The following is a 21406-nucleotide window of genomic DNA, read 5'->3' on the forward strand; positions in this document are numbered from 1 at the left end:
CTCCTGTCCGTCGGTCCCCTCTCATCCCTGGCGGGCGCCGCACCCGGATAAACGCTTGCGGTCTGTCGGGGACACCACCAGCCTGGGCCGCATGACCGACCACACCGCGCGTCTCGACCACGTCGTCCTGTGGGTCGCCGACCCCGTGGCGGCCGCCGCCTTCTACGAGAGCACCGTCGGACTGGAGCCCCTGCGAGTCGCCGAGTACGGCGAGGGAAAGGTGTCGTTCCCCTCCGTACGCGTCAACGAGGAGACGATCCTCGACCTCGCCCCGCGGTCCTTCGCGGAGCGCATGAAGATGCTCCCCGGTGCCGCCGACAGCGCCGGCCACCCCGTCAACCACGTCTGCCTGTCCCTGCCGTCCGCCGGCTTCGACGCCCTGCGCGCCCGTCTGGACGAGCGGTCCGTCCCGCTGACCGACATCGGGTACGGCTCCTTCGGCGCCCGCGGCGAGGCCACGCGCAGCTTCTACTTCCAGGATCCCGACGGCAACGTCATCGAGGTCCGGCACTACGGATAGCCCCCCGGACACCGTCAGAACAGCGGTTCGGGCAGCACGCCCTCCAGGGCGAGCAGCTTCCGCTTGGTCTCCAGGCCGCCCCCGAAGCCGCCGATCCCGCCGCCGCTCTCCACCACTCGGTGGCACGGCACGACGACCGGCAGCGGATTGGCGCCCATGGCGGCGCCCACCGCCTGCGCGCCGCCGGGCTGCCCGACCCGCCCGGCCAGATCCCCGTAGCCGACCACCGTGCCGTACGGCACGGAGGAGGCCAGTTCGCGCAGCACCTGCCGGTTGAAGCCGGAGATCAGCGACCAGTCCAGGGGCAGGTCGAAATCGTGCCGAGTACCCGCGAGGTAAGCCCCGAGCTGCCGTATCGCCTCCTCCAGCAGCGGCGAACGCGGGTCCTCGACGGGCTGGGCGCCCATCCGGGCGGCCAGCCGCTCCAGGGCCCGCTCACGCACCCCTTCTGTGGCGTGGAAGACGACGTTGACCAGCCCCTCGCCGGTCGCCGCCAGCATCAGCGGGCCGATGCGGGTGTCCACGACGGTCCACACGACCCGCTGCCCGTCCTGCCCATGACTGTCCATGCCGTCACCGTACGACCCGGCACTGACAACGCCCCCCCGCGCGGCGGCCCCCGCTCAGTTCGCGTCCAGTGCCGCCCGGACCACGTCGGGCTTGTTCGTGATGACGCCGTCGACGCCGTAGCCCGCGACCTTCCGGGCCGTGGCCGCGTCGTCCACCGTCCAGGCGTACACCCCGAGCGGCCGGTCGTGCGGCCCGTCGAAGGTGTGCACGGCGGCCACGTAGCTCGTGGAGATCGACCCGTACGAGGGATTGATCAGGTCGGTGAAGCGCGCGTACCGCTGCAGCTGCGCCACGGACGGCCTGCCGAGGTAGGCGGTGGTGAGCGCCGGCTTCAGCTCGTGCACCGTGCGCACGCTGTCCGCGCTGAAGCTCTGCACGACCAGCCGGCCGAGGTGCGCCCGGTCCAGCCAGCCCTCGTTGCCGAGCAGCTTCAGCGTCTGCCGCTCGATCCCCGGGTACAGCTCGGGGTTCTTGATCTCCAGGAGCAGCTTCTCGTGATTGTGGTCCACCCGGCGCATGTACTGCTTCAGGGTCGGCACGCGCGTGCCCGCGTACGCGGCGGAGAACCAGCTGCCCGCGTCCAGCCGGGCGATCTCCGCGGCGGTGAAGTCCTTCACCTTCCAGGGCGCCCGGCCGGGGAAGACCTTCTCGGCGTTGGTGGTGCGCCGCAGGCTGTCGTCGTGGATCACGACCAGCTCGCCGTCCTTGGTGCGCTGGACGTCGTTCTCGACCCAGGTGAATCCCAGGCCGGCCGCCTTGTCGATGGACGCCAGGGTGTTCTCGGGGGCGTAGGCCGAGGCACCGCGGTGGGCGACCACCACGGGGCCGGCCGCCTCGCCCGCCCGGGCGTCGGACGTGGGGGCCAGCAGGGCTGCCGCCCCCAGGATCGTGGTGGCGGTGGCGGCCACTGCGCGCGCGTGCATGGGCGGACTCCTCGCGTCGTGCGGATACCGACAGCACCAGAGTGACAGCACCGAGTCAACGGCACCTGGGCGCAGGACGGCCACACCATGAACGCGGGCGGCCGGCCCCGCTCACGGGTGCCGCACATCTGCGGCAGGGGCGTGTTTCTTTGCCGGAAAATCGTTCGACCATTCCGGTTCGGGTCATACTCTCTGCGTCAACCCTGACCGCCCGCGCGGTCTCGGGACGGGGGCGTACTTCAGATATCCGGGACGCAACAGGGCGGAAGGGCTGCCGCGGATGCAGGGCACGGTCGACGATTACAGCTACGGGGTCGTCACCCCGCTGGTGGCCTTTGTGATGGCCTGCCTGGGCGGTGCGCTCGGACTACGCTGCACCACCCGCGCCCTGCTGGTCCCGCACTCCCGGCGCCGCGCCTGGCTGGCCCTCGGCTCGGCCGTGATCGGTTCCGGCATCTGGACCATGCACTTCGTCGCGATGCTGGGGTTCCGCATCGAGGGGGCGGCCATCCACTACGACCAGCCCATCACCTACGCGAGCCTGGGACTCGCCATCGTGATGGTGGGCGTCGGGCTGTTCATCGTCGGCCACCGGGGAGCCACCGGTACCGCCGTGTTCACCGGTGGCACGATCACCGGTCTGGGCGTCGCCTCGATGCACTACCTCGGGATGGCGGGCATGCGTTTCGACGGGCGGTTCACCTACAGCACGGCCACCGTGGCGGCCTCCGTCCTCATCGCGGTCGTGGCCGCCACCGCCGCCCTGTGGGCGGCCGGACGCGTGCGGGGCCTGCTGTGGAGCGTCGGCGCGAGCCTGGTGATGGGGCTCGCCGTCACCGGCATGCACTACACCGGCATGGCAGCCCTGCGCGTCCACCTGCACAGCGCCTCCGCAGGTGCCGAAGGCGGTCCGTCGGTCTCGGTGCTGGTGCCCATGATGATCGGCCCGCTCGCCTTCCTGCTGCTCGCCGGGGTCGTCATGATGTTCGACCCGCTGATGGTCATGGGCCGGCCGGACCAGGCCTCCGTCGAGGACAAGCCGGGCGTGCCGGCCGCCGCCGTCGCCTCCCACCTGGCCCGGCACTCACAGCTCCACCCCGGCCGCCGGCCGGCCGGACCCCTGCGGCACCACGTCTCCAGGACCCCGCAGAACCGCTGACCGCGACCGGTTGTCAGTGGGTGGTCGTACGGTTGATGGCATGCGGCCCGTCTCCCACATCGAACGCACCGTGGCGCCCATCGAGGTCGTCAGCCCCTACCAGCCGAGCGGCGACCAGCCGGCGGCCATCGCCGACCTGGCCAAGCGCATCGAGGCCGGCGAGAAGGACGTCGTCCTGCTGGGCGCGACCGGCACCGGCAAGTCCGCCACCACCGCGTGGATGATCGAGAAGCTCCAGCGCCCCACCCTGGTGATGGCGCCTAACAAGACGCTGGCCGCGCAGCTGGCCAACGAGTTCCGCGAACTCCTGCCCAACAACGCGGTCGAGTACTTCGTCTCGTACTACGACTACTACCAGCCCGAGGCCTACGTCCCGCAGTCGGACACCTACATCGAGAAGGACTCCTCGATCAACGAGGAGGTCGAGCGGCTGCGTCACTCGGCGACGAACTCGCTGCTCACCCGCCGCGACGTCGTGGTGGTCGCCTCGGTGTCCTGCATCTACGGTCTCGGCACCCCGCAGGAGTACGTGGACCGGATGGTCCCCCTCCGGGTCGGCGACGAGATCGACCGCGACGAGCTGCTGCGCCGCTTCGTCGACATCCAGTACACCCGCAACGACATGGCCTTCTCCCGGGGCACCTTCCGGGTCCGCGGCGACACGATCGAGATCTTCCCGGTCTACGAGGAGCTGGCCGTCCGCATCGAGATGTTCGGCGACGAGATCGAGGCGCTGTCCACGCTGCACCCGATCACCGGCGAGATCATCGGCGACGACCGGCAGCTCTACGTCTTCCCGGCCTCCCACTACGTCGCCGGACCCGAGCGCATGGAGCGGGCCGTCAACGACATCGAGAAGGAGCTGGGGGAGCGCCTGGCCGAGCTGGAGAAGCAGGGCAAGCTCCTGGAGGCGCAGCGCCTGCGGATGCGCACCACGTACGACCTCGAGATGCTCCGCCAGATCGGCACCTGCTCCGGTGTGGAGAACTACTCGATGCACTTCGACGGCCGCTCGCCCGGCTCACCGCCGAACACCCTGCTGGACTACTTCCCGGACGACTTCCTGCTCGTCATCGACGAGTCGCACGTGACGGTCCCCCAGATCGGCGCCATGTACGAGGGCGACGCCTCCCGCAAGCGCACCCTGGTCGACCACGGCTTCCGGCTGCCCTCCGCCCTGGACAACCGGCCCCTGAAGTGGGAGGAGTTCCAGGAGCGCATCGGGCAGACCGTCTACCTGTCCGCGACCCCGGGCGCCTACGAGCTGTCCCGCGGGGACGGGGTCGTGGAGCAGATCATCCGCCCGACCGGCCTGGTCGACCCGGAGGTCGTGGTCAAGCCCACCGAGGGGCAGATCGACGACCTGGTGCACGAGATCCGCAAGCGCACCGAGAAGGACGAGCGCGTCCTGGTCACCACCCTCACCAAGAAGATGGCCGAGGACCTCACCGACTACTTCCTGGAACTCGGCATCCAGGTGCGCTACCTGCACAGCGACGTCGACACCCTGCGCCGCGTCGAGCTGCTGCGCGAGCTGCGCTCCGGCGAGTTCGACGTGCTGGTCGGCATCAACCTGCTGCGTGAGGGCCTCGACCTGCCCGAGGTGTCCCTGGTGGCCATCCTCGACGCGGACAAGGAGGGCTTCCTGCGCTCAGGCACCTCGCTGATCCAGACCATCGGCCGCGCGGCGCGCAACGTCTCCGGCCAGGTCCACATGTACGCGGACAAGATCACCCCGGCGATGGAGAAGGCCATCGAGGAGACCAACCGGCGCCGGGAGAAGCAGGTCGCCTACAACAAGGCCAACGGCATCGACCCGCAGCCGCTGCGCAAGAAGATCAACGACATCGTCGCGCAGATCGCCCGCGAGGACGTCGACACCGAGCAGCTGCTCGGCTCCGGCTACCGCAAGCTGAAGGACGGCAAGGGCGCCAAGGCTCCCGTCCCCGCGCTCGGCGACAAGGCGGCCAGGGGCGCGAAGGCGGGCAAGGGCGCCAAGTCCGCCAAGGGCAAGGCGGTGCCCACGGACCGTCCGGCGGCCGAACTCGCCGAGCAGATCGAGGAGATGACGGAGCGCATGCGCGCCGCCGCCGCCGAGCTCCAGTTCGAGATCGCCGCCCGGTTGCGCGACGAGGTATCCGAGATGAAGAAGGAGCTGCGGCAGATGCGCGAGGCCGGGATCGCCTAGGGCAGGCCCTGCGAGACCGCCGCCCCCGACTCTCCAGTGGTGCCGGACCTCGGCATACGCGCCAAGTGTTGCAACACCGACACAAAGCGCGAGCCGGGGTTCGGCACTGTCAGTGCCGCTGCGTAGGGTTCTGGCAACCGCGCAGCGCGCGGCAACCGGGGAACACGAGAGGGGAATCAGCCGTGACCGTCAACTTGTCCAAGGGTCAGGCCATCAGCCTGGAGAAGAAGGACGGGGCCAGCCTGAGCGCGGTCCGCATGGGTCTCGGCTGGCAGGCGGCGCCCCGCCGCGGCCTCTTCGGCTCGCGCACGCGGGAGATCGACCTCGACGCCTCCGCGGTGCTGTTCGCGGACAAGCAGCCGGTCGACGTCGTCTTCTTCCGGCACCTGGTGAGCGACGACGGCTCCGTGCGGCACACGGGCGACAACCTCGTCGGCGGTGCGGGCCAGGGCGGCGACGACGAGGCGATCCTGGTCGACCTGCAGCGTGTCCCGGTCCACGTCGACCAGATCGTCTTCACCGTGAACTCCTTCACGGGCCAGACCTTCCAGGAGGTGCAGAACGCCTTCTGCCGCCTCGTGGACGAGACCACCGGCCAGGAACTCGCCCGCTACACGCTGGCGGGCGGCGGCGAGTACACCGCGCAGATCATGGCGAAGGTGCACCGGTCCGGCTCGGGATGGACGATGACCGCCCTGGGCGAGCCGGCCAAGGGCCGCACCTTCCAGGACCTGATGCCGGCGATCATGCCGCACCTGTAGACCGCCGCCGGACGCGACGCGGCGCGCACGACATCACGACCACAGGGGGGCGACGGCGATGACGGCCGAGCTGGTGCGTGGGCAGAACCACCCGCTGTCCCAGGTCCGGCTGGAGATCCGGATCTCGGCCGGATCGCCGGTTCTCGCGGCTGCCACGCTCGGCGACGAGCACGGCACCGTGCACGGCGCCGGCGGGGTGGCCCATCCAGGCGCCCCCACGCTGCCGGGGATCGAGGTGTCCACGCAGGCGGCCGCCGACCACCGGCTGGCCGTCGACCTCGCCGCGCTGCCGGAGGCGGTGCACCGGGTCACCGTGCTGCTCGCCCTGCCTGAGCGGCCGGGAGGACCGCTCAGGTTCGGCGCGGTGGCCGCCCCGAAAGCGGCGGTCACCGGTCTCGACGGCACAGAGATCGTCCGCTTCGCGCTGACCGGCCTGGACGCCGAGTCGGCCGTGGTCGCCCTGGAGCTGTACCGGCGGCAGGGCGTCTGGAAGGTGCGCGCGGTGGGCCAGGGCTACGCCGGCGGCCTCGCCGCCCTCCTCGCCGACCAGGGCCTGCCCTCGGCCGTGGCACTGGCCTCCGAGGTCCAGGAGGCGGTGGCCCGGAGCCTGGCGCGGGCGGTACCGGCGCCGCCGCCGGACACGTCCGGACCCTCCGGTCCGGGGCAGCCCCGGACGGCCGCGGCGCGCGGCAGCCACGACCCGGCCGGTGCGCCGGCGCCGGGCGGCCCGATCGACTACACCCACCCCGGACGCCGTCGGCCCACGGCTCCGCCGCCCGCCGCGCCGCGGGCCGCGCCTTCCGCCGCCTCCGACGGGCAGCCGCCGCGGCCCGTCGCGGGCGACGCGGTGGGCTGGTCGATGGACGAACGGTTGTACAACCAGGTCTGGGCCATGTTCGAGGACCTGGCCCGCGCGACGGCCGCGTACCGCAGCGCCGTCGACTTCGCGGACTCCCGGCTGGAGAAGGAACTGGACCAGGCCCTCGCCGACCCCCGTGTCCGCCTGGGCGCGGCGGGGGACGCCGCGCGGGAGGCGGCACAGACCCGGTACGCGCAGCTCGTCGACCAGGCCCGGATCGCGTTCGACCGCGACCTCGCGCAGCTCACCGCGGAGTCCGAGGTGGTCGAACCGGCGCTCCCGCCCGCCTGTGCCCGCTGGGACAACCCCGTCTGGCACGGCTACCGGGTGCCGGCCGCGCCCCCGATGGCACTGCGGCTCGGCGACCTCCACCTCCCGGAGAGCGCCCCGCTGCGCATACCGCTGCTGGCCAGGCTTCCGCTGGAACGCGGCCTGTGGATCGACAGCGGTCCCGCGCCCGGACCCGATGAGGTCTTCCTGGACTCGGCGGACACGCGCCGGCTCGCCATGGACGCCGCGGTGGCCCTCGCCGTCCGGCTGCTCGCCGTCCATCCGGCGGGGGAGTTCACCGTCCAGGTCCTCGACCCGGCCGGTTCGGGGGCCCAGGCGCTCCTGCCGCTGACCCGGACCGGAGCCGTCACGGTGCCATCCGTGGCCGGCGCAGCGGGCGTGGCGGACGTCCTCGGCCGGCTCACCGGACGGGTCGACCTGGTGCAGATGGCGCTCCGCGGCGGCGCGGAGGAGTCACTTCCGCCCGACTTCGACACAGCCCGGCAACTGCTGATCGTCAACGACTTCCCGCACGGCTTCGACGACCGGGCGGTGAACCAGTTGCGCTACCTCGCCGACGAGGGGCCGGCCGTCGGTGTCCACCTGCTGATGGTCGCGGACCGCGAGGACGCGGCGGCCTACGGTCCGTTGCTCGACCCGCTGTGGCGTTCGCTCCTGCGACTCACCCCCGTGCCTGACGACCACCTCGCCGACCCCTGGGTGGGACACACCTGGACGTTCGAGCCCTCGCTCGTGCCGCCCGGCAGCGGGATCCTCCAGCAGGTGCTCACCGAGGTGACGGCGGCCCGTACCAAGCGTAAGTAAAGCGCTTCTGGCCAGCGAACTTGGCACTTCTTTTACTAATCGCTTTACCTTTCCTTGGTGATTGGGGTACTGTTTTCCGTGCGGAGGGGAGTACTCCCTGACTGCGGCGCACCCGTCAGTACGGACCGTTACGGATCCCGGGGCGTCGGCCCACGCGGGTGGAAGAGACCTCCGGCAATGACAACGCACATGTGTCTGCCATGACCTATGCCGGAGGTGCAGTGGAAGTCTCCCCGACCCTGTGGGTCCTCACCATCGTGGGCCTCGCCGTCCTCATCGCGGTCGACTTCTTCATCGGGCGCAAGCCCCATGACGTGTCGATCAAGGAAGCGGGCATCTGGACCGTCGTCTGGATTGCCCTCGCCGGGCTCTTCGGCCTCGGCCTGTTCCTCTTCGGCGGCGGCGGGCCGTCCGGCGAGTTCTTCGCCGGCTTCATCACCGAGAAATCGCTGAGCGTCGACAACCTCTTCGTCTTCGTCCTGATCATGGCGAAGTTCGCGGTGCCCTCGCAGTACCAGCAGCGCGTGCTGCTCGTCGGCGTCCTCATAGCCCTGGTGCTGCGCGCCGTCTTCATAGCCGCCGGAGCCGCGATCATCGCCAGCTTCTCCTGGGTGTTCTATCTCTTCGGCGCCTTCCTGATCTGGACCGCCTGGAAGCTCGTCCAGGACGCGCGGGCCGGCGAGGAGGACGAGGAGTTCGAGGAGAACAAGCTCCTGAAGGCCGCCGAGCGCAGGTTCGGCGTCGCGGACCGGTACCACGGCACCAAGCTGTGGATCCGGGAGAACGGCAAGCGGGTCATGACCCCGATGCTGGTCGTGATGCTGGCCATCGGCACCACCGACGTGCTGTTCGCGCTCGACTCCATCCCCGCGATCTTCGGCCTGACGCAGGACCCGTACATCGTCTTCACCGCCAACGCCTTCGCCCTGATGGGACTGCGGCAGCTCTACTTCCTCATAGGCGGCCTGCTGAGGAAGCTGGTCCACCTGTCGTACGGCCTGTCGATCATCCTGGGTTTCATCGGCGTCAAGCTGGTGCTGCACGCGCTGCACGAGTCCGGGATCCACGTCCCCGAGATCAGCATCCCGGTGTCGCTCGGCGTGATCTGCGCGGTCCTCGCCGTCACCACCGTCACCAGCCTGATGGCCACCCGGAAGCAGACGGCGGCCGAAGCGGCGCAGCCCGGGAGCGACGAGACGGCGAAGCACGGCGTCGACGCCTGACCGGCCCGGCGCGCGAGAGACCATCACGAACCCGTGGGGCACCGGCCGCACCGCGACCGGTGCCCCACGCAGGAAGGATGACGAGGGATCCGAAAAGAACGTAATGCGAATCCTGTACCCGTCTGTCACGATCGCAACATGATCGCTCGGCTCAGACCGCTCACCACCCAGTGGACGTTCCTCGTGCCGGTCCTCGCGGTCGTCCTGCTCATCCTCACCTGGGGCCGCAGTCTCCCCGGCCCGCTCGTCGTGCTGGTCACGCTGATCCTCGCCGGATCCGTCCTCGCCGCGGTGCACCACGCCGAGGTGGTCGCGCACCGGGTGGGCGAGCCCTTCGGCTCCCTGGTGCTGGCCATCGCCGTCACGATCATCGAAGTGGCCCTGATCGTCACACTCATGGCCGACGGCGGCGACAAGAGCGCCACCCTGGCCCGGGACACCGTCTTCGCCGCCGTCATGATCACCTGCAACGGCATCGTCGGACTGAGTCTCCTCGTGGCCTCTCTGCGGCACGGCACCGCGGTCTTCAATCCGGAGGGCACCGGTGCCGCCCTGGCCACCGTGGCGACGCTCGCCACGCTCAGCCTGGTGCTGCCGACCTTCACCACCAGCAAGCCCGGCCCCGAATTCTCCACCGTCCAGCTCACGTTCGCCGCGCTGTCCTCACTGATCCTGTACGGCCTGTTCGTCGCCACCCAGACGGTGCGGCACCGTGACTACTTCCTGCCGATCAGCAGGCAGGGCGACGTGATCACCGGGGACGACCACGCCGGACCGCCGTCCGCGCGCACGGCGCGGATCAGCCTCGGCCTGCTCGGCCTCGCGCTGATCGGCGTGGTCGGACTGGCCAAGGGGGTGTCACCGACCATCGAGTCCGGTGTGGAGGCGGCCGGCCTGCACCAGGCGGTCGTCGGTGTGATCATCGCCCTGCTCGTGCTGCTGCCCGAGACCATCGCGGCGCTGCGCGCGGCGCGCCGGGACCGGGTGCAGACCAGCCTCAATCTCGCGCTCGGCTCGGCGATGGCCAGCATCGGCCTGACCATCCCCGCCGTCGCCCTGGCCTCCGTCTGGCTGGCCGGACCGCTCGTCCTCGGCCTCAGCGCGACCCACATGCTGCTGCTGGCCCTGACCGTGGTGGTCAGTTCCCTGACCGTCGTGCCGGGCCGGGCCACACCGCTGCAGGGCGGTGTGCACCTCGTGCTGTTCGCGGCCTACCTGGAACTCGCGATCAACCCATAGGGCTCGTGCGGGACCGCGCCGGCCCGCCCGGGCGGCCCGTTTCCGGTTCGACCGCCGGCGCGGGCCGCGTCTCCGGCAGCAGCGCGAAGCAGACCAGGCTCACCAGGGCGATCCCCGTGAGGTACGCGCCCACACCCCACGGGACCCGCCCGCCGTGGTCCGCCAGCGCCGTCGCCACGACCGGGGTGAGCGCGCCGCCCAGGACCCCGCCGAGGTTGTAGCCGACCGCGGCGCCCGTGCAGCGCACCCGCGCCTCGTACAGTTCCGGCAGGTACGCGGCGATCACCGCGAACATGGCGATGAAGGCGATCAGCGCGCCCAGGATGCCGAGGAACATCAGCAGCGGTTCGCCGGTCCCGAGCAGCGCGACCATCGGGAGCATCCACAGCGCGCAGCCCGCGCACCCCGCCAGGCACAGCGGGCGGCGGCCGTAGCGGTCACCGAGCAGCGCCATGACGGGCGTCAGCGCCCCCTTCACCACCACCGCGGCCATGACACAGCTCAGCATGACCGTCCGGCTCACCCCGAGCCGCCCGGTGGCGTACGCCAGCGACCATGTCGTCACCGCGTAGAACACCGCGTACCCGACGGCCAGCGCCCCGGCCGTCAGCAGCACCAGCCGTCCGTGGCGCCGTACGACCTCCGCCAGCGGCAGGCGCGCGTGGTCGTCGATCTCCAGGAACCGGGGACTCTCGGTCAGCGAGGCCCGCAGCCACAGCCCGGCCAGCGCCAGCGCCCCGGCCGCCCAGAACGGCACCCGCCAGCCCCACTGCGCGAAGCGGTCGTCGGGCAGGGCGGCCGACAGCGCGAGCATGACCCCGTTGGCGAACACGAAGCCCACCGCGGGCCCCACCTGGGGAAAACTGGACCACAGGGCACGGCGTTCCGCGGGCGCGTGCTCGGCGGTCAGCAGCACCGCCCCGCCCCACTCGCCGCCGAGCCCCAGCCCCTGCAGGAAGCGCAGCAGGAGCAGCAGCACGGGGGCGGCCGCTCCGATCGTCCCGTAGGTGGGCACGCAGCCGACCGCGACCGTCGAGGCGCCGGTCAGCAGCAGGGAGGCGATCAGCACCGGCCGCCGTCCGCGCCGGTCGCCGAGGTGTCCGAAGAGCACCGAGCCGAGCGGCCGGGCCACGAATCCCACCGCGAACGTCCCGAACGCCGCCAGCGTTCCGGCCACCGGCGAGAACGTCGGGAAGAACAGCGGCCCCAGCACCAGGGCGGCCGCGGTGCCGTAGACGAAGAAGTCGTAGAACTCGATCGCGGTCCCGGCGAGCGAGGCGGCCGCCAGCCGCGGCATGGAGGGCGCCCTCACGGGGCGTACGGGCTGCATACCGCGTCAACCATCCGCAGTGATCTTGGGTTACGGGGGCGCACGGAGCTGACCGGGGCCCGCGGCGCCGCCCGGACGGACCGGCGTACGCCACCCCTCGGCCGCTCGCCGTGCCGTGATAGACCGGGGCGAGAAGCGGTCGTGAGCACACCGCCCAGAACGGACCGGAGGAACCGTGCCCCGCACCCTGGCCAACGCCCCGATCATGATCCTCAACGGGCCCAACCTGAACCTCCTCGGCCTGCGCCAGCCCGAGATCTACGGCACGGACACGCTCGCCGACGTCGAGGCGATGTGCGCCGAGGCCGCGGCCGCGCACGGCGGCACGGTGGACTTCCGGCAGTCCAACCACGAGGGCGAGCTGGTCGACTGGATCCACGAGGCCCGGACGAACCACTGCGGCGTCGTCATCAACCCCGGCGCCTACTCCCACACCTCGGTCGCGATCCTGGACGCGCTCAACACCTGCGACGGGATGCCGGTGCTGGAAGTGCACATCTCCAACATCCACCAGCGCGAGTCGTTCCGGCACCACAGCTACGTCTCGCTGCGGGCCGACGGCGTGATCGCGGGCTGCGGGGTGCAGGGCTACGTGTTCGGCGTGGAGCGGGTCGTCGCGCTGGTGGGAGCGGCGCGGGCCGACGCGTAGCCCACCACGGCGACGGGCGGCCGCCCGGGCGCTGACACGGCGGGCGCCGCACGCGCTCCGGCCCGGGCCGCCGGCCGAGGGCGGGGTTGGTGACCGGCGGCCCATACCGCTCAGGAGCCGTCGTCCTGCGCGGGCCTCCACCAGTTGACCGCGTGTCACGGGATGCGGGGAGCGCGCACGCGTGCCCGGCGCGTGTGAAGAGTTCACACGGGGCGCACGCCATGGGGCATGCGCCGGGCGCGCATCGAGGGCGTACGCCCGGCGTGGGTCGTCGTGCCCGCGCGGCCTACCAGCCGCGCGCGTGCCACTCCGGCAGGTGCGGCCGTTCCGTGCCGAGGGTGGTGTCGTTGCCGTGCCCGGGATAGACCCAGGTCTCGTCCGGCAGCGCGGCGAAGATCTTCGTCTCGACGTCGTGGATCAGGCTGGCGAACGCCTCGGGATCCTTGTGGGTGTTGCCGACACCGCCCGGGAAGAGGCAGTCGCCGGTGAAGACGTGCGGGTGCCCGTGCGGGTCGTCGTAGACCAGGGCGATGGAGCCCGGGGTGTGCCCGACGAGATGGCGCGCGGTGAGCTCCACCTGCCCCACCCGGATGACGTCGCCGTCGTCGACGAGGACGTCGGTGGTCACCGGGATGCCGGCGGCGTCCTCGCGGCCGGCGTACGTCCGCGCGCCCGTGGCGGCGACGACCTCGGCGAGCGCCTGCCAGTGGTCGCCGTGCCGGTGGGTGGTGACGACGGACGCGATGCCGTCGTCACCGATCATGCCCAGCAGCGCACCGGCGTCGGCGGCGGCGTCGATCAGCAGCTGCTCGTCGGTGGCCCGGCAGCGCAGCAGATAGGCGTTGTTGTCCATCGGGCCGACCGCGATCTTGGTGATCATCAGGTCCTTGAGCTCGTGCACGTCCGCGGGTCCGCCGACCCTGACCTCTCCGCTGTACGTCATGGTGATCAGCCTATAGCGGGCCGGCGCCCGGGGACCCGTGTCGCGCTACAGCGGCGGCAGCTTCGGCAGCGTGCCGCCCGTCACCTCCAGCGCGGTCCCCGGGCGGCGGCCGGCGAGCCAGCCCAGCAGGTCGGCCGGCGCCCCGCTCACCGTGACCTCGGTCACGTCCGCCTCGCGGCCGGTGCGCCACTCGCGCGTGCCGTCCGTGACCCGGGTCGCCGGGACCTCCGGGTGCCCGGCGAAGCGGTCCGCGAGGAAGCCGGTCTCCCGCCGCGTGAACTCCGCCGGAAGGTCCTCCAGCTCGTATCCGATCCCGAGGTCCACGTGGTGCAGGTCGACCTCGGCCCACCGCCGGAACGGCAGCCGGGCCGCGGCGTCGGTGACGCCGTTGCGCAGCTCCACCGTGCGCGTCCAGTCCGCCGGCGCGGCCCCCGTCCGCTGGAACCGGGCGGCGCTCTCGCGCACGTCGGTGAGCTGGGCGTCCAGCGTGCGCTGGGCGTCGCGCTCGATGTCGGCGTCCCGCGCCTCGGCGCTCTCGTACATGGGCCGGCCCTCCAGGACGTTCACGAGGGCGTCCGCGTTGCGGGCGAGATGGGCGAGAACGTGTCCGCGCGTCCAGCCGGGCAGCCGTGACGGCTCGGCCTGTGAGGCGTTGTCCAGCTTGGCGACAGCGGTCAGGAGCCGCTCGGTCGCCTCCCGTACACATGCCAGGTCATGAGCGTGATCAATCATGCGTCCGACCCTAGTAGCGCCACCCGTTCGGGTGAAGGTGGTGAAGCTCGCCCGTAAATCGAAAGCACGTGCTATATCGTCGAAGGCGGCACCGGGCATGCCTGAGGGCTCGGGATTGTTATGCATCCCGGAATCCGACCGGCGCTGTCAGTGGCTCCCCCTAGTCTCGGAAGAAGCACGGGGGCCCCGGCCCCTGTCACTTCTCTCAAGAAAGGTGCGGACCGGCGTGGCCGACCGTCTCATCGTCCGTGGAGCGCGCGAGCACAACCTGAGGAATGTCTCGCTCGACCTCCCGCGCGACTCGCTCATCGTCTTCACGGGCCTGTCGGGGTCGGGCAAGTCCTCGCTGGCCTTCGACACGATCTTCGCCGAGGGGCAGCGGCGGTACGTGGAGTCGCTCTCCTCGTACGCCCGGCAGTTCCTCGGCCAGATGGACAAGCCGGACGTGGACTTCATCGAGGGCCTGTCCCCGGCGGTCTCCATCGACCAGAAGTCGACCTCGCGCAACCCGCGCTCGACGGTCGGCACCATCACCGAGGTCTACGACTACCTGCGTCTGCTCTTCGCGCGCATCGGCAAGCCGCATTGTCCCGAGTGCGGCCGCCCGATCTCGCGCCAGTCGCCGCAGGCCATCGTCGACAAGGTCCTGGAGCTGCCGGAGGGCAGCCGCTTCCAGGTGCTGTCGCCGCTGGTGCGCGAGCGCAAGGGCGAGTTCGTCGACCTCTTCTCGGATCTCCAGACCAAGGGCTACTCCCGCGCGCGCGTGGACGGCGAGACGATCCAGCTCTCCGAGCCGCCCACGCTGAAGAAGCAGGAGAAGCACACCATCGAGGTGGTCGTGGACCGCCTCACGGTGAAGGACTCCGCCAAGCGCAGGCTCACCGACTCCGTCGAGACCGCCCTCGGCCTGTCGGGCGGCATGGTCGTGCTCGACTTCGTCGACCTCCCCGAGGACGACCCCGAGCGCGAGCGCATGTACTCGGAGCACCTGTACTGCCCGTACGACGACCTGTCCTTCGAGGAGCTGGAGCCGCGCTCCTTCTCCTTCAACTCGCCCTTCGGCGCCTGCCCCGAGTGCACCGGCATCGGCACGCGCATGGAGGTCGACCCCGAGCTGATCGTCCCGGACGAGGACAAGTCCCTCGACGAGGGCGCCATCCACCCCTGGTCGCACGGTCACACCAAGGACTACTTCAGCCGTCTGATCGGCGCCCTCGCGGACGCCCTCGGCTTCCGCACCGACATCCCCTTCGCCGGCCTGCCCCAACGCGCGCGGAAGGCCCTGCTGTACGGCCACAAGACCCAGATCGAGGTCCGCTACCGCAACCGGTACGGCCGCGAGCGGGTGTACACCACCCCCTTCGAGGGCGCGGTGCCGTTCGTCAAGCGCCGGCACAGCGAGGCCGAGAGCGACGCCAGCCGCGAGCGGTTCGAGGGCTACATGCGCGAGGTGCCCTGCCCCTCCTGCCAGGGCACCCGCCTGAAGCCGATCGTCCTGGCCGTGACGGTCATGGAGAAGTCCATCGCGGAGGTCTCCGCGATGTCCATCAGCGACTGCGCGGACTTCCTGGGCGAGCTGAAGCTGAGCGCCCGCGACAAGAAGATCGCCGAGCGGGTCCTGAAGGAGGTCAACGAGCGGCTGAAGTTCCTGGTCGACGTCGGCCTCGACTACCTCTCGCTCAACCGCGCGGCCGGCACTCTCTCCGGTGGCGAGGCCCAGCGCATCCGTCTCGCCACACAGATCGGCTCCGGTCTGGTCGGCGTGCTGTACGTGCTGGACGAGCCGTCCATCGGCCTGCACCAGCGGGACAACCACCGGCTGATCGAGACCCTGGTCCGGCTGCGGGACATGGGCAACACCCTCATCGTCGTCGAGCACGACGAGGACACCATCAAGGTCGCCGACTGGATCGTGGACATCGGCCCCGGCGCCGGCGAGCACGGCGGCAAGGTCGTGCACAGCGGTTCCCTGAAGGAACTGCTCGCCAACACCGAGTCCCAGACCGGCCAGTACCTCTCGGGCCGCAAGTCGATCCCGCTGCCCGACGTACGGCGCCCCCGCGACCCGTCCCGGCAGCTCACCGTGCACGGCGCCCGGGAGAACAACCTGCAGGACATCGACGTGTCCTTCCCGCTGGGGGTGTTCACCGCCGTGACCGGCGTGTCCGGCTCCGGCAAGTCGACGCTGGTCAACGACATCCTGTACACCCACCTGGCACGCGAGCTGAACGGCGCGCGCAACGTCCCCGGACGGCACACGCGCGTCGACGGCGACGACCTGGTCGACAAGGTCGTGCACGTCGACCAGTCGCCCATCGGCCGCACCCCGCGGTCCAACCCGGCGACCTACACCGGCGTCTTCGACCACATTCGCAAGCTGTTCGCCGAGACCACCGAGGCGAAGGTCCGCGGCTACCTGCCCGGCCGCTTCTCCTTCAACGTCAAGGGCGGCCGCTGCGAGAACTGCGCGGGCGACGGCACGATCAAGATCGAGATGAACTTCCTGCCGGACGTCTACGTCCCGTGCGAGGTCTGCCACGGCGCCCGGTACAACCGGGAGACCCTGGAGGTCCACTACAAGGGCAAGTCCATCGCCGACGTGCTGAGCATGCCGATCGAGGAGGCGACCGACTTCTTCGAGGCCGTCCCCGCCATCTCCCGGCACCTGCGCACGCTGAAGGACGTCGGCCTCGGCTACGTCCGGCTCGGCCAGTCCGCGACCACCCTGTCCGGCGGTGAGGCCCAGCGCGTGAAGCTCGCCAGCGAGCTGCAGAAGCGCTCCACCGGCCGCACGGTCTACGTCCTGGACGAGCCGACCACCGGTCTGCACTTCGAGGACATCAGCAAGCTGCTGAAGGTCCTCTCCGGCCTGGTCGACAAGGGCAACACGGTCATCGTCATCGAGCACAACCTCGATGTGATCAAGACCGCCGACTGGCTCGTCGACATGGGCCCGGAGGGCGGCGCGGGCGGCGGTCTCGTGGTCGCCGAGGGCACGCCCGAGGAGGTCGCCGGGGTCCCGGCCAGCCACACCGGCAAGTTCCTGCGCGAGGTCCTCGGCGCCGACCGGATCAGCGACGCCCAGCCGGTGAAGGCACCGCGCGGCACGGCGTCCAGGAAGACGGCCGCCGCCCGGTCGACGGCGCGGAAGACGGTGACGGCCAAGGCCGACGGCACGGCCGGCGGAAAGACGGTCGCCACCGCCAGGAAGGCGGCACCGGCCAAGAAGACGACGCGGGCCCGCAAGGCCTGACGTCACCGACGGCGTCCTGACGCGCCGTCGGGCGGGCGGCGCCCCGCGGGAACTTCCCGCAGGGCGCCGCCCGCGCGTCGTGCGACGGGGTCACGGCTCGCCCAGTTCGGCCGCGAACGGCGGCTCCGCCCCCGCCCGGGAACAGGTGATCGCCGCCGCGCGCGCCGCGAACCGCAGCAGCCTCCGCCAGCCGTCCGGTCCCAGGGCCGCCAGCCCCCCGGGCGACAGGGCGTCCTGGGCGGCCAGTCCGTGCAGCAGGGCCGCGTTCACCGTGTCACCTGCGCCGATGGTGTCCACCACCTCGACCTTCTCGCCCGGTACGGAGCACTCCGCCCCCTCCCGGGTGTGGACGGTGAGGCCCTCGCCGCCCCGCGTGACCACGACAGCCGACGGGCCCGCGGCCAGCCACTCCTGTGGGGTGCCGCCGAGCCACTCGGCGTCCTCCTCGGACAGCTTCAGCAGCGTGACCGAGGGCAGCCAGTCGCGAAAGCGCCTCCGGTAGGCGTCCGCGTCCGGGATCAGACCGGTGCGGATGTTGGGGTCGAGGGCGGTGAACAGGCCCTGTGCGGCCGCTTCGCGCATCAGCTTCTCGTAGGCGCTCGCCCCGGGCTCCAGGACGAGTGAGCAGGTGCCGAAGGACACCGCGCGGGTTCCCGCGGGAAGGGATGCGGGGACGGTGAAGAGGCGGTCCGCGGTGCCTTCCACGTAGAACGAGTAGGCGGCCGAGCCGCCGGCGTCGAGCGTGGCGACGGCGAGGGTGGTCGGCTCGGGGCCGCGCTGCACGTCCGACACCTCCACCCCCGCCCGCCGCAGCCCGTCGAGCAGGGCCTCCCCGAAGGCGTCCTCGGAGGTGCGCGAGCAGAAGGCGGTGGGGGAGCCGAGACGGCCGAGCGCCACGGCGGTGTTGTACGGGCCGCCGCCCGGCGCCGGCTTCAGGTCGGCCAGGGCGCCCGGGCCGCGCGGGACCAGGTCGATCAGTGCCTCTCCGGCGACGACGATCACGAGGCGGTTCCCCTCTCGGAAGGCGCGGTCTGTTCGGTCGTCCCGAAGGACGGTTCGGTGTGGCCGACGACGGGCCCGGCCGGCGGGCGGCCCGCTGCCCCGTCCCGACGACCCGTGGCGGCGTCCCGCTGTTCAGGGCAGCCGCATGAGGTGCGGTGGACGAAGGCGCAGGGGAGCCGGATCGTCCTCGCGGGCCGGCCTGGAGCCGCCAGCCGGTCCAGGAGCACCCGGACCGCCTCGGCGCCGAGCGCCCTGCTGGGCTGGGCGACGACGGTGAGCCGGGGCGAGAACAGGTCGGCCCAGGCGAAGTCGTCGAAGCAGCAAAGCGCGAGGTCGCCCGGTACGGCCAGAGTCCGCTCGCGCAGGGCGCGCAGGGCACCGATGGTCATGGCGTTGTTCGCCGTGACCAGCGCGGTGGGCGGAGCGGACAGGGCGAGCAGCGCGGCCGTCGCCCGCTCCGCGCCGGCCGACCCCGAGTGACCGGACACCACGAGGCCGGCGTCGAAGGCCAGTCCGGCGGCGGCCAGGGCCCGCCGGTAGCCGGCGACGCGTTCCTCGGTGGTGCTGAGCCCGGGCAGACCGGTGACCAGGCCGATCCGGCGGTGGCCCAGCCCGGCGAGGTGGCCGACGAGGTCCGCCATCGGGCCGGTGTTCTCGGCGCACACCTGGTCGAAGGGGGCGCGGTCCGGGTCCGGGGCGCCTGCGAACTGGCCGCCGGCCGGGAGCACCCGGTCCAGGAACACGGCCGGCACGGCATGCCGGCCGAGGTAGGCCACCAGGTCCTGCGGCTGGGCGGACGGGGCGACGATCATGCCGTCGACCCGGCGTTCGTGGAGGAGCTGGACGACCTTGCGCTCGTGAACCGGGTCGTCGTGCGGATCGGCGATGAGCAGGCCGTAACCCGCGTCCAGGGCTGCGGCCTCGACCCCCTGGAGGATCTCCGTGAAGTACGGATTGCTGATCGCCGACACCGCGAGGCCGATGGAGCGGGTGCGGGACGTCACCAGTGAGCGGGCCAGGGTGTTGGGCGTGTAGCCGAGCGCGTCGACGGCGTCCAGCACGGCCCGGCGGGTGTGGGGCAGCACCGGGCGCGTGCCGTTGAGCACGTGGGAGACGGTCGCCACGGAGACACCGGCGCTGCGGGCCACGTCGGCCATGGTGGGCATCGCGGCGTCCCTTCTCCCGCGGTTCGGTGCGTCCGGGGCGTCCGAGTCGTTCGCCCTGCCGTCGGCAACCGACGGCGACAGGCGGCGGCACCCTGCGGCTGCCGAAGGCTGTTCGGCGGCCCCTTCGGTGGCCCTTCGGTGGCCCTTCGGTGGCCCTTCGGTGGCCCTTCGGCCGGGAAGGTATCCCATCCGCACAGCTCGCGTAAACGCTTGCGCAAGCGTTTACGCGCCCAACGACCGACTTCTCCGCCACCACCCGCCCCCACAACCGCCCCGCCCCGCCCCCTGCCCGCCCCCGCCGCCCAGCCCAGCCGCCGCCCCCGCCCCCGGCCCTCGGCCGGCCCCGGGTATCGTCGGGCTGCACGTCCTCTGAGCAGTGGAGATCCTGATGCCCGCCCGATCGTCAGCGAGTCGTCGTACCGTCCTCCGCGGAGCCGCGGTGGTCCCGGCAGCGGGGCTGGGGCTCGCCGCCTGTTCCCCGGGCGGCGACTCCGCCGACGCGACCCCCACCACGCCGGTCGACCTCGGCGCCGAGGACGAGGTCGCGAAGGGCGGGGCCAAGCTCTACCGGGACCGGAACGTGGTGGTCAGCCGGGACGCGGGCGGCGCGCTGAAGGCCTACAGCACGGTCTGCACGCACGCCGGCTGTGTGATCAACAAGCTGCGGGGCACGACGCTGATCTGCCCCTGCCACGGCAGCGAGTTCGACGCGGTGACCGGCAAGGTGCTGCAGGCCCCGGCCACCGAGCCGCTCGGCGAACTGCCGGTCCGCGTCTCCAGGGGACGGATCGTCGCCGGTCCCGGCGCCTGAGCGGGGCCGTTCCCGCGGGTTCACTCCCACTCCCACGCGATGCCCACCAGCCCCGGCCTGATCCGGGGCTCGACCACGTGGACGCTGCGGTGCGGCGCGCTGATCCGCAGCTCCTGCCGGCCGCCGCGCGGGGCGGCCGGGGTGTGCTGGGTGAAGCGGTGGCAGCGGGCCGGCAGCGCGGCACCGTCGAAGCTCACCTGGAGCGCGTACTGGCCGCCCGGAAAACCGGACCGGTGGACGTACTCGCCGCAGACCCCCGCCGTGCCGTCCTCGACGCCGTAGCGGAAGAGGAACGTGTCGCCGGAGCGCAGCCGGGTGCCGAACAGCAGCTCCGCCACCAGCACACCGGTGTCCTGGTCCCAGCGGACCCGGCCGGTGCGGCAGTTCTCCAGGGCGTGCACCGTCATGCCGCCCGGACTGCAGCCGGGGTCGCCGTGGTGCACGGCGACGAAGCGGTCGGCGCCGTCGAGGTGCGCCCGCACGATGTGGTGGGACTCCAGTCCGGCCAGTTCGCGCCGGGCGCCGATCCGGACGCGCTCGTGCCGGCCCAGGGTGTGCAGCCCCCCGTCGAGGGACCAGTCCAGGTCGGCGCGGAGCCGGTTCCCGGCGTCGCACGCCGCGGCCAGGGAGCGGTAGGAGCGGGCCGGGCGGCGGCCGCCCGTCGCGGGCTCGCCGGACTCGGTCAGCAGCCGGATCAGCGACTCCTCCGGCAGCCGCAGGATCTCCTCCAGGGCCCGTACCGCGCGCAGCGACTCGGGGCGCTGCGGGCGCCGGGCGCCCTGCTGCCAGTAGCTCAGGCTCGTGATGCCGACCCTGATCCCGTGCCGGGAGAGGTGGTGCTGCACGCGCTGCAGCGGCAGTCCGCGGGCTGCGATCGCGGCGCGCAGCGCCACGTGGAAGGGGCCGCCCCGCAGGGCCGTGTCCAGTTCGGGGATGGGGACGTCCGCGTGCTCTGTGGCGTGCCGCATGGACAGAGGCCTTTC

18 protein-coding genes are annotated in these 21406 nt (G+C 71.8%); 10 read left to right on the top strand and 8 right to left on the bottom strand.

What is annotated here, in order from left to right; all coding sequences use genetic code 11:
- The first annotated feature begins 91 nt into the window (after positions 1-91).
- On the top strand, positions 92-520 hold the full coding sequence (locus tag ACFQ9Z_RS26295; protein WP_383023337.1) for a VOC family protein: 429 nt from the start codon (positions 92-94) through the stop codon (positions 518-520).
- Positions 521-534: 14 nt separating this feature from the next.
- On the opposite strand, the gene ACFQ9Z_RS26300 is transcribed toward ACFQ9Z_RS26295, so the two are convergent.
- Together ACFQ9Z_RS26300 and ACFQ9Z_RS26305 are read right to left on the bottom strand one after the other, a co-directional pair.
- Entirely contained in the window at positions 535-1089 is a 555-nt protein-coding gene (locus tag ACFQ9Z_RS26300; protein WP_383023340.1) for a methylated-DNA--[protein]-cysteine S-methyltransferase, read from the bottom strand.
- Between the two features lie 54 nt (positions 1090-1143).
- Positions 1144-2013 (bottom strand): glycerophosphodiester phosphodiesterase, encoded by an 870-nt coding sequence (locus tag ACFQ9Z_RS26305; RefSeq protein WP_383023345.1) that lies wholly within the window; start codon positions 2011-2013, stop codon positions 1144-1146.
- Between the two features lie 280 nt (positions 2014-2293).
- On the opposite strand from ACFQ9Z_RS26305, the gene ACFQ9Z_RS26310 reads away from it, so the two are divergent.
- From ACFQ9Z_RS26310 to ACFQ9Z_RS26335, 6 genes are all read left to right on the top strand, one after another.
- Complete coding sequence (locus ACFQ9Z_RS26310; RefSeq protein ID WP_383023348.1) at positions 2294-3172, top strand: MHYT domain-containing protein; 879 nt, start codon at positions 2294-2296, stop codon at positions 3170-3172.
- Positions 3173-3212: 40 nt separating this feature from the next.
- Positions 3213-5360, top strand: a complete 2148-nt coding sequence (gene uvrB, locus ACFQ9Z_RS26315) for an excinuclease ABC subunit UvrB (RefSeq protein ID WP_383023352.1) — start codon at positions 3213-3215, stop codon at positions 5358-5360.
- Positions 5361-5542: 182 nt separating this feature from the next.
- Positions 5543-6121 carry a TerD family protein gene (locus tag ACFQ9Z_RS26320; protein ID WP_383023355.1) on the top strand — a complete coding sequence of 193 codons (579 nt, stop codon included), beginning with the start codon at positions 5543-5545 and terminating at the stop codon, positions 6119-6121.
- 58 nt (positions 6122-6179) lie between these two features.
- Positions 6180-8075 (top strand): TerD family protein, encoded by a 1896-nt coding sequence (locus ACFQ9Z_RS26325; protein WP_383023360.1) that lies wholly within the window; start codon positions 6180-6182, stop codon positions 8073-8075.
- A 221-nt stretch (positions 8076-8296) separates the two neighbouring features.
- Positions 8297-9298: a TerC family protein gene (locus tag ACFQ9Z_RS26330; protein ID WP_383023363.1), complete on the top strand. Its 1002-nt coding sequence runs from the start codon at positions 8297-8299 to the stop codon at positions 9296-9298.
- Between the two features lie 138 nt (positions 9299-9436).
- The gene (locus ACFQ9Z_RS26335; RefSeq protein WP_383023367.1) at positions 9437-10537 is read left to right on the top strand and encodes a calcium:proton antiporter; all 1101 of its coding nucleotides are present in this window, start codon (positions 9437-9439) and stop codon (positions 10535-10537) included.
- Here ACFQ9Z_RS26335 and ACFQ9Z_RS26340 read toward each other — a convergent pair.
- Positions 10527-11834, bottom strand: coding sequence for an MFS transporter (locus tag ACFQ9Z_RS26340; RefSeq protein ID WP_383023370.1), 1308 nt, complete (start codon positions 11832-11834; stop codon positions 10527-10529). The two genes, ACFQ9Z_RS26335 and ACFQ9Z_RS26340, sit on opposite strands and share 11 nt — an antisense overlap.
- 208 nt (positions 11835-12042) lie before the next feature.
- Here ACFQ9Z_RS26340 and aroQ point away from each other — a divergent pair, with 208 nt between their 5' ends.
- Positions 12043-12516, top strand: a complete 474-nt coding sequence (gene aroQ, locus ACFQ9Z_RS26345; RefSeq protein WP_383023373.1) for a type II 3-dehydroquinate dehydratase — start codon at positions 12043-12045, stop codon at positions 12514-12516.
- A gap of 286 nt (positions 12517-12802) precedes the next feature.
- Here the strand turns inward: aroQ and ACFQ9Z_RS26350 are convergent, their stop codons facing one another.
- Positions 12803-13459, bottom strand: a complete 657-nt coding sequence (locus tag ACFQ9Z_RS26350) for an MBL fold metallo-hydrolase (RefSeq protein WP_383023377.1) — start codon at positions 13457-13459, stop codon at positions 12803-12805.
- Positions 13460-13504: 45 nt separating this feature from the next.
- Positions 13505-14191 carry a maleylpyruvate isomerase family mycothiol-dependent enzyme gene (locus ACFQ9Z_RS26355; protein WP_383023382.1) on the bottom strand — a complete coding sequence of 229 codons (687 nt, stop codon included), beginning with the start codon at positions 14189-14191 and terminating at the stop codon, positions 13505-13507.
- A gap of 226 nt (positions 14192-14417) precedes the next feature.
- Here ACFQ9Z_RS26355 and uvrA point away from each other — a divergent pair, with 226 nt between their 5' ends.
- Positions 14418-17444, top strand: coding sequence for an excinuclease ABC subunit UvrA (gene uvrA, locus ACFQ9Z_RS26360; protein WP_383023385.1), 3027 nt, complete (start codon positions 14418-14420; stop codon positions 17442-17444).
- Positions 17445-17534: 90 nt separating this feature from the next.
- Here uvrA and ACFQ9Z_RS26365 read toward each other — a convergent pair whose 3' ends face one another.
- Both ACFQ9Z_RS26365 and ACFQ9Z_RS26370 read right to left on the bottom strand, forming a co-directional pair.
- Complete coding sequence (locus ACFQ9Z_RS26365; protein WP_383023388.1) at positions 17535-18446, bottom strand: carbohydrate kinase; 912 nt, start codon at positions 18444-18446, stop codon at positions 17535-17537.
- On the bottom strand, positions 18443-19612 hold the full coding sequence (locus ACFQ9Z_RS26370) for a LacI family DNA-binding transcriptional regulator (RefSeq protein WP_383023391.1): 1170 nt from the start codon (positions 19610-19612) through the stop codon (positions 18443-18445). The genes ACFQ9Z_RS26365 and ACFQ9Z_RS26370 overlap by 4 nt, the downstream gene beginning before the upstream one ends.
- Positions 19613-20000: 388 nt before the next feature.
- Between ACFQ9Z_RS26370 and ACFQ9Z_RS26375 the strand changes: the two genes are divergently transcribed.
- Positions 20001-20423 (top strand): Rieske (2Fe-2S) protein, encoded by a 423-nt coding sequence (locus tag ACFQ9Z_RS26375; RefSeq protein ID WP_383023394.1) that lies wholly within the window; start codon positions 20001-20003, stop codon positions 20421-20423.
- 20 nt (positions 20424-20443) lie between these two features.
- Here ACFQ9Z_RS26375 and ACFQ9Z_RS26380 read toward each other — a convergent pair whose 3' ends face one another.
- On the bottom strand, positions 20444-21391 hold the full coding sequence (locus ACFQ9Z_RS26380; protein ID WP_383023397.1) for a hypothetical protein: 948 nt from the start codon (positions 21389-21391) through the stop codon (positions 20444-20446).
- Positions 21392-21406: the final 15 nt, after the last annotated feature.

Origin of the sequence: Streptomyces sp. NPDC056580 (assembly GCF_042793175.1) — a bacterium.
Taxonomy (GTDB): domain Bacteria; phylum Actinomycetota; class Actinomycetes; order Streptomycetales; family Streptomycetaceae; genus Streptomyces.

What these genes read in the sequence shown, in the direction of transcription:
- ACFQ9Z_RS26375 (WP_383023394.1), top strand. Translation starts at nt 20,001, where the DNA reads ATGCCCGCCCGATCGTCAGCGAGTCGTCGTACCGTCCTCCGCGGAGCC.
- ACFQ9Z_RS26305 (WP_383023345.1), bottom strand. Translation starts at nt 2,013, where the DNA reads ATGCACGCGCGCGCAGTGGCCGCCACCGCCACCACGATCCTGGGGGCG.
- uvrB (WP_383023352.1), top strand. Translation starts at nt 3,213, where the DNA reads ATGCGGCCCGTCTCCCACATCGAACGCACCGTGGCGCCCATCGAGGTC.
- ACFQ9Z_RS26380 (WP_383023397.1), bottom strand. Translation starts at nt 21,391, where the DNA reads ATGCGGCACGCCACAGAGCACGCGGACGTCCCCATCCCCGAACTGGAC.
- ACFQ9Z_RS26300 (WP_383023340.1), bottom strand. Translation starts at nt 1,089, where the DNA reads ATGGACAGTCATGGGCAGGACGGGCAGCGGGTCGTGTGGACCGTCGTG.
- ACFQ9Z_RS26335 (WP_383023367.1), top strand. Translation starts at nt 9,437, where the DNA reads ATGATCGCTCGGCTCAGACCGCTCACCACCCAGTGGACGTTCCTCGTG.
- ACFQ9Z_RS26310 (WP_383023348.1), top strand. Translation starts at nt 2,294, where the DNA reads ATGCAGGGCACGGTCGACGATTACAGCTACGGGGTCGTCACCCCGCTG.
- ACFQ9Z_RS26350 (WP_383023377.1), bottom strand. Translation starts at nt 13,459, where the DNA reads ATGACGTACAGCGGAGAGGTCAGGGTCGGCGGACCCGCGGACGTGCAC.
- ACFQ9Z_RS26295 (WP_383023337.1), top strand. Translation starts at nt 92, where the DNA reads ATGACCGACCACACCGCGCGTCTCGACCACGTCGTCCTGTGGGTCGCC.
- ACFQ9Z_RS26370 (WP_383023391.1), bottom strand. Translation starts at nt 19,612, where the DNA reads ATGCCCACCATGGCCGACGTGGCCCGCAGCGCCGGTGTCTCCGTGGCG.
- ACFQ9Z_RS26325 (WP_383023360.1), top strand. Translation starts at nt 6,180, where the DNA reads ATGACGGCCGAGCTGGTGCGTGGGCAGAACCACCCGCTGTCCCAGGTC.
- ACFQ9Z_RS26355 (WP_383023382.1), bottom strand. Translation starts at nt 14,191, where the DNA reads ATGATTGATCACGCTCATGACCTGGCATGTGTACGGGAGGCGACCGAG.
- ACFQ9Z_RS26340 (WP_383023370.1), bottom strand. Translation starts at nt 11,834, where the DNA reads ATGCCGCGGCTGGCGGCCGCCTCGCTCGCCGGGACCGCGATCGAGTTC.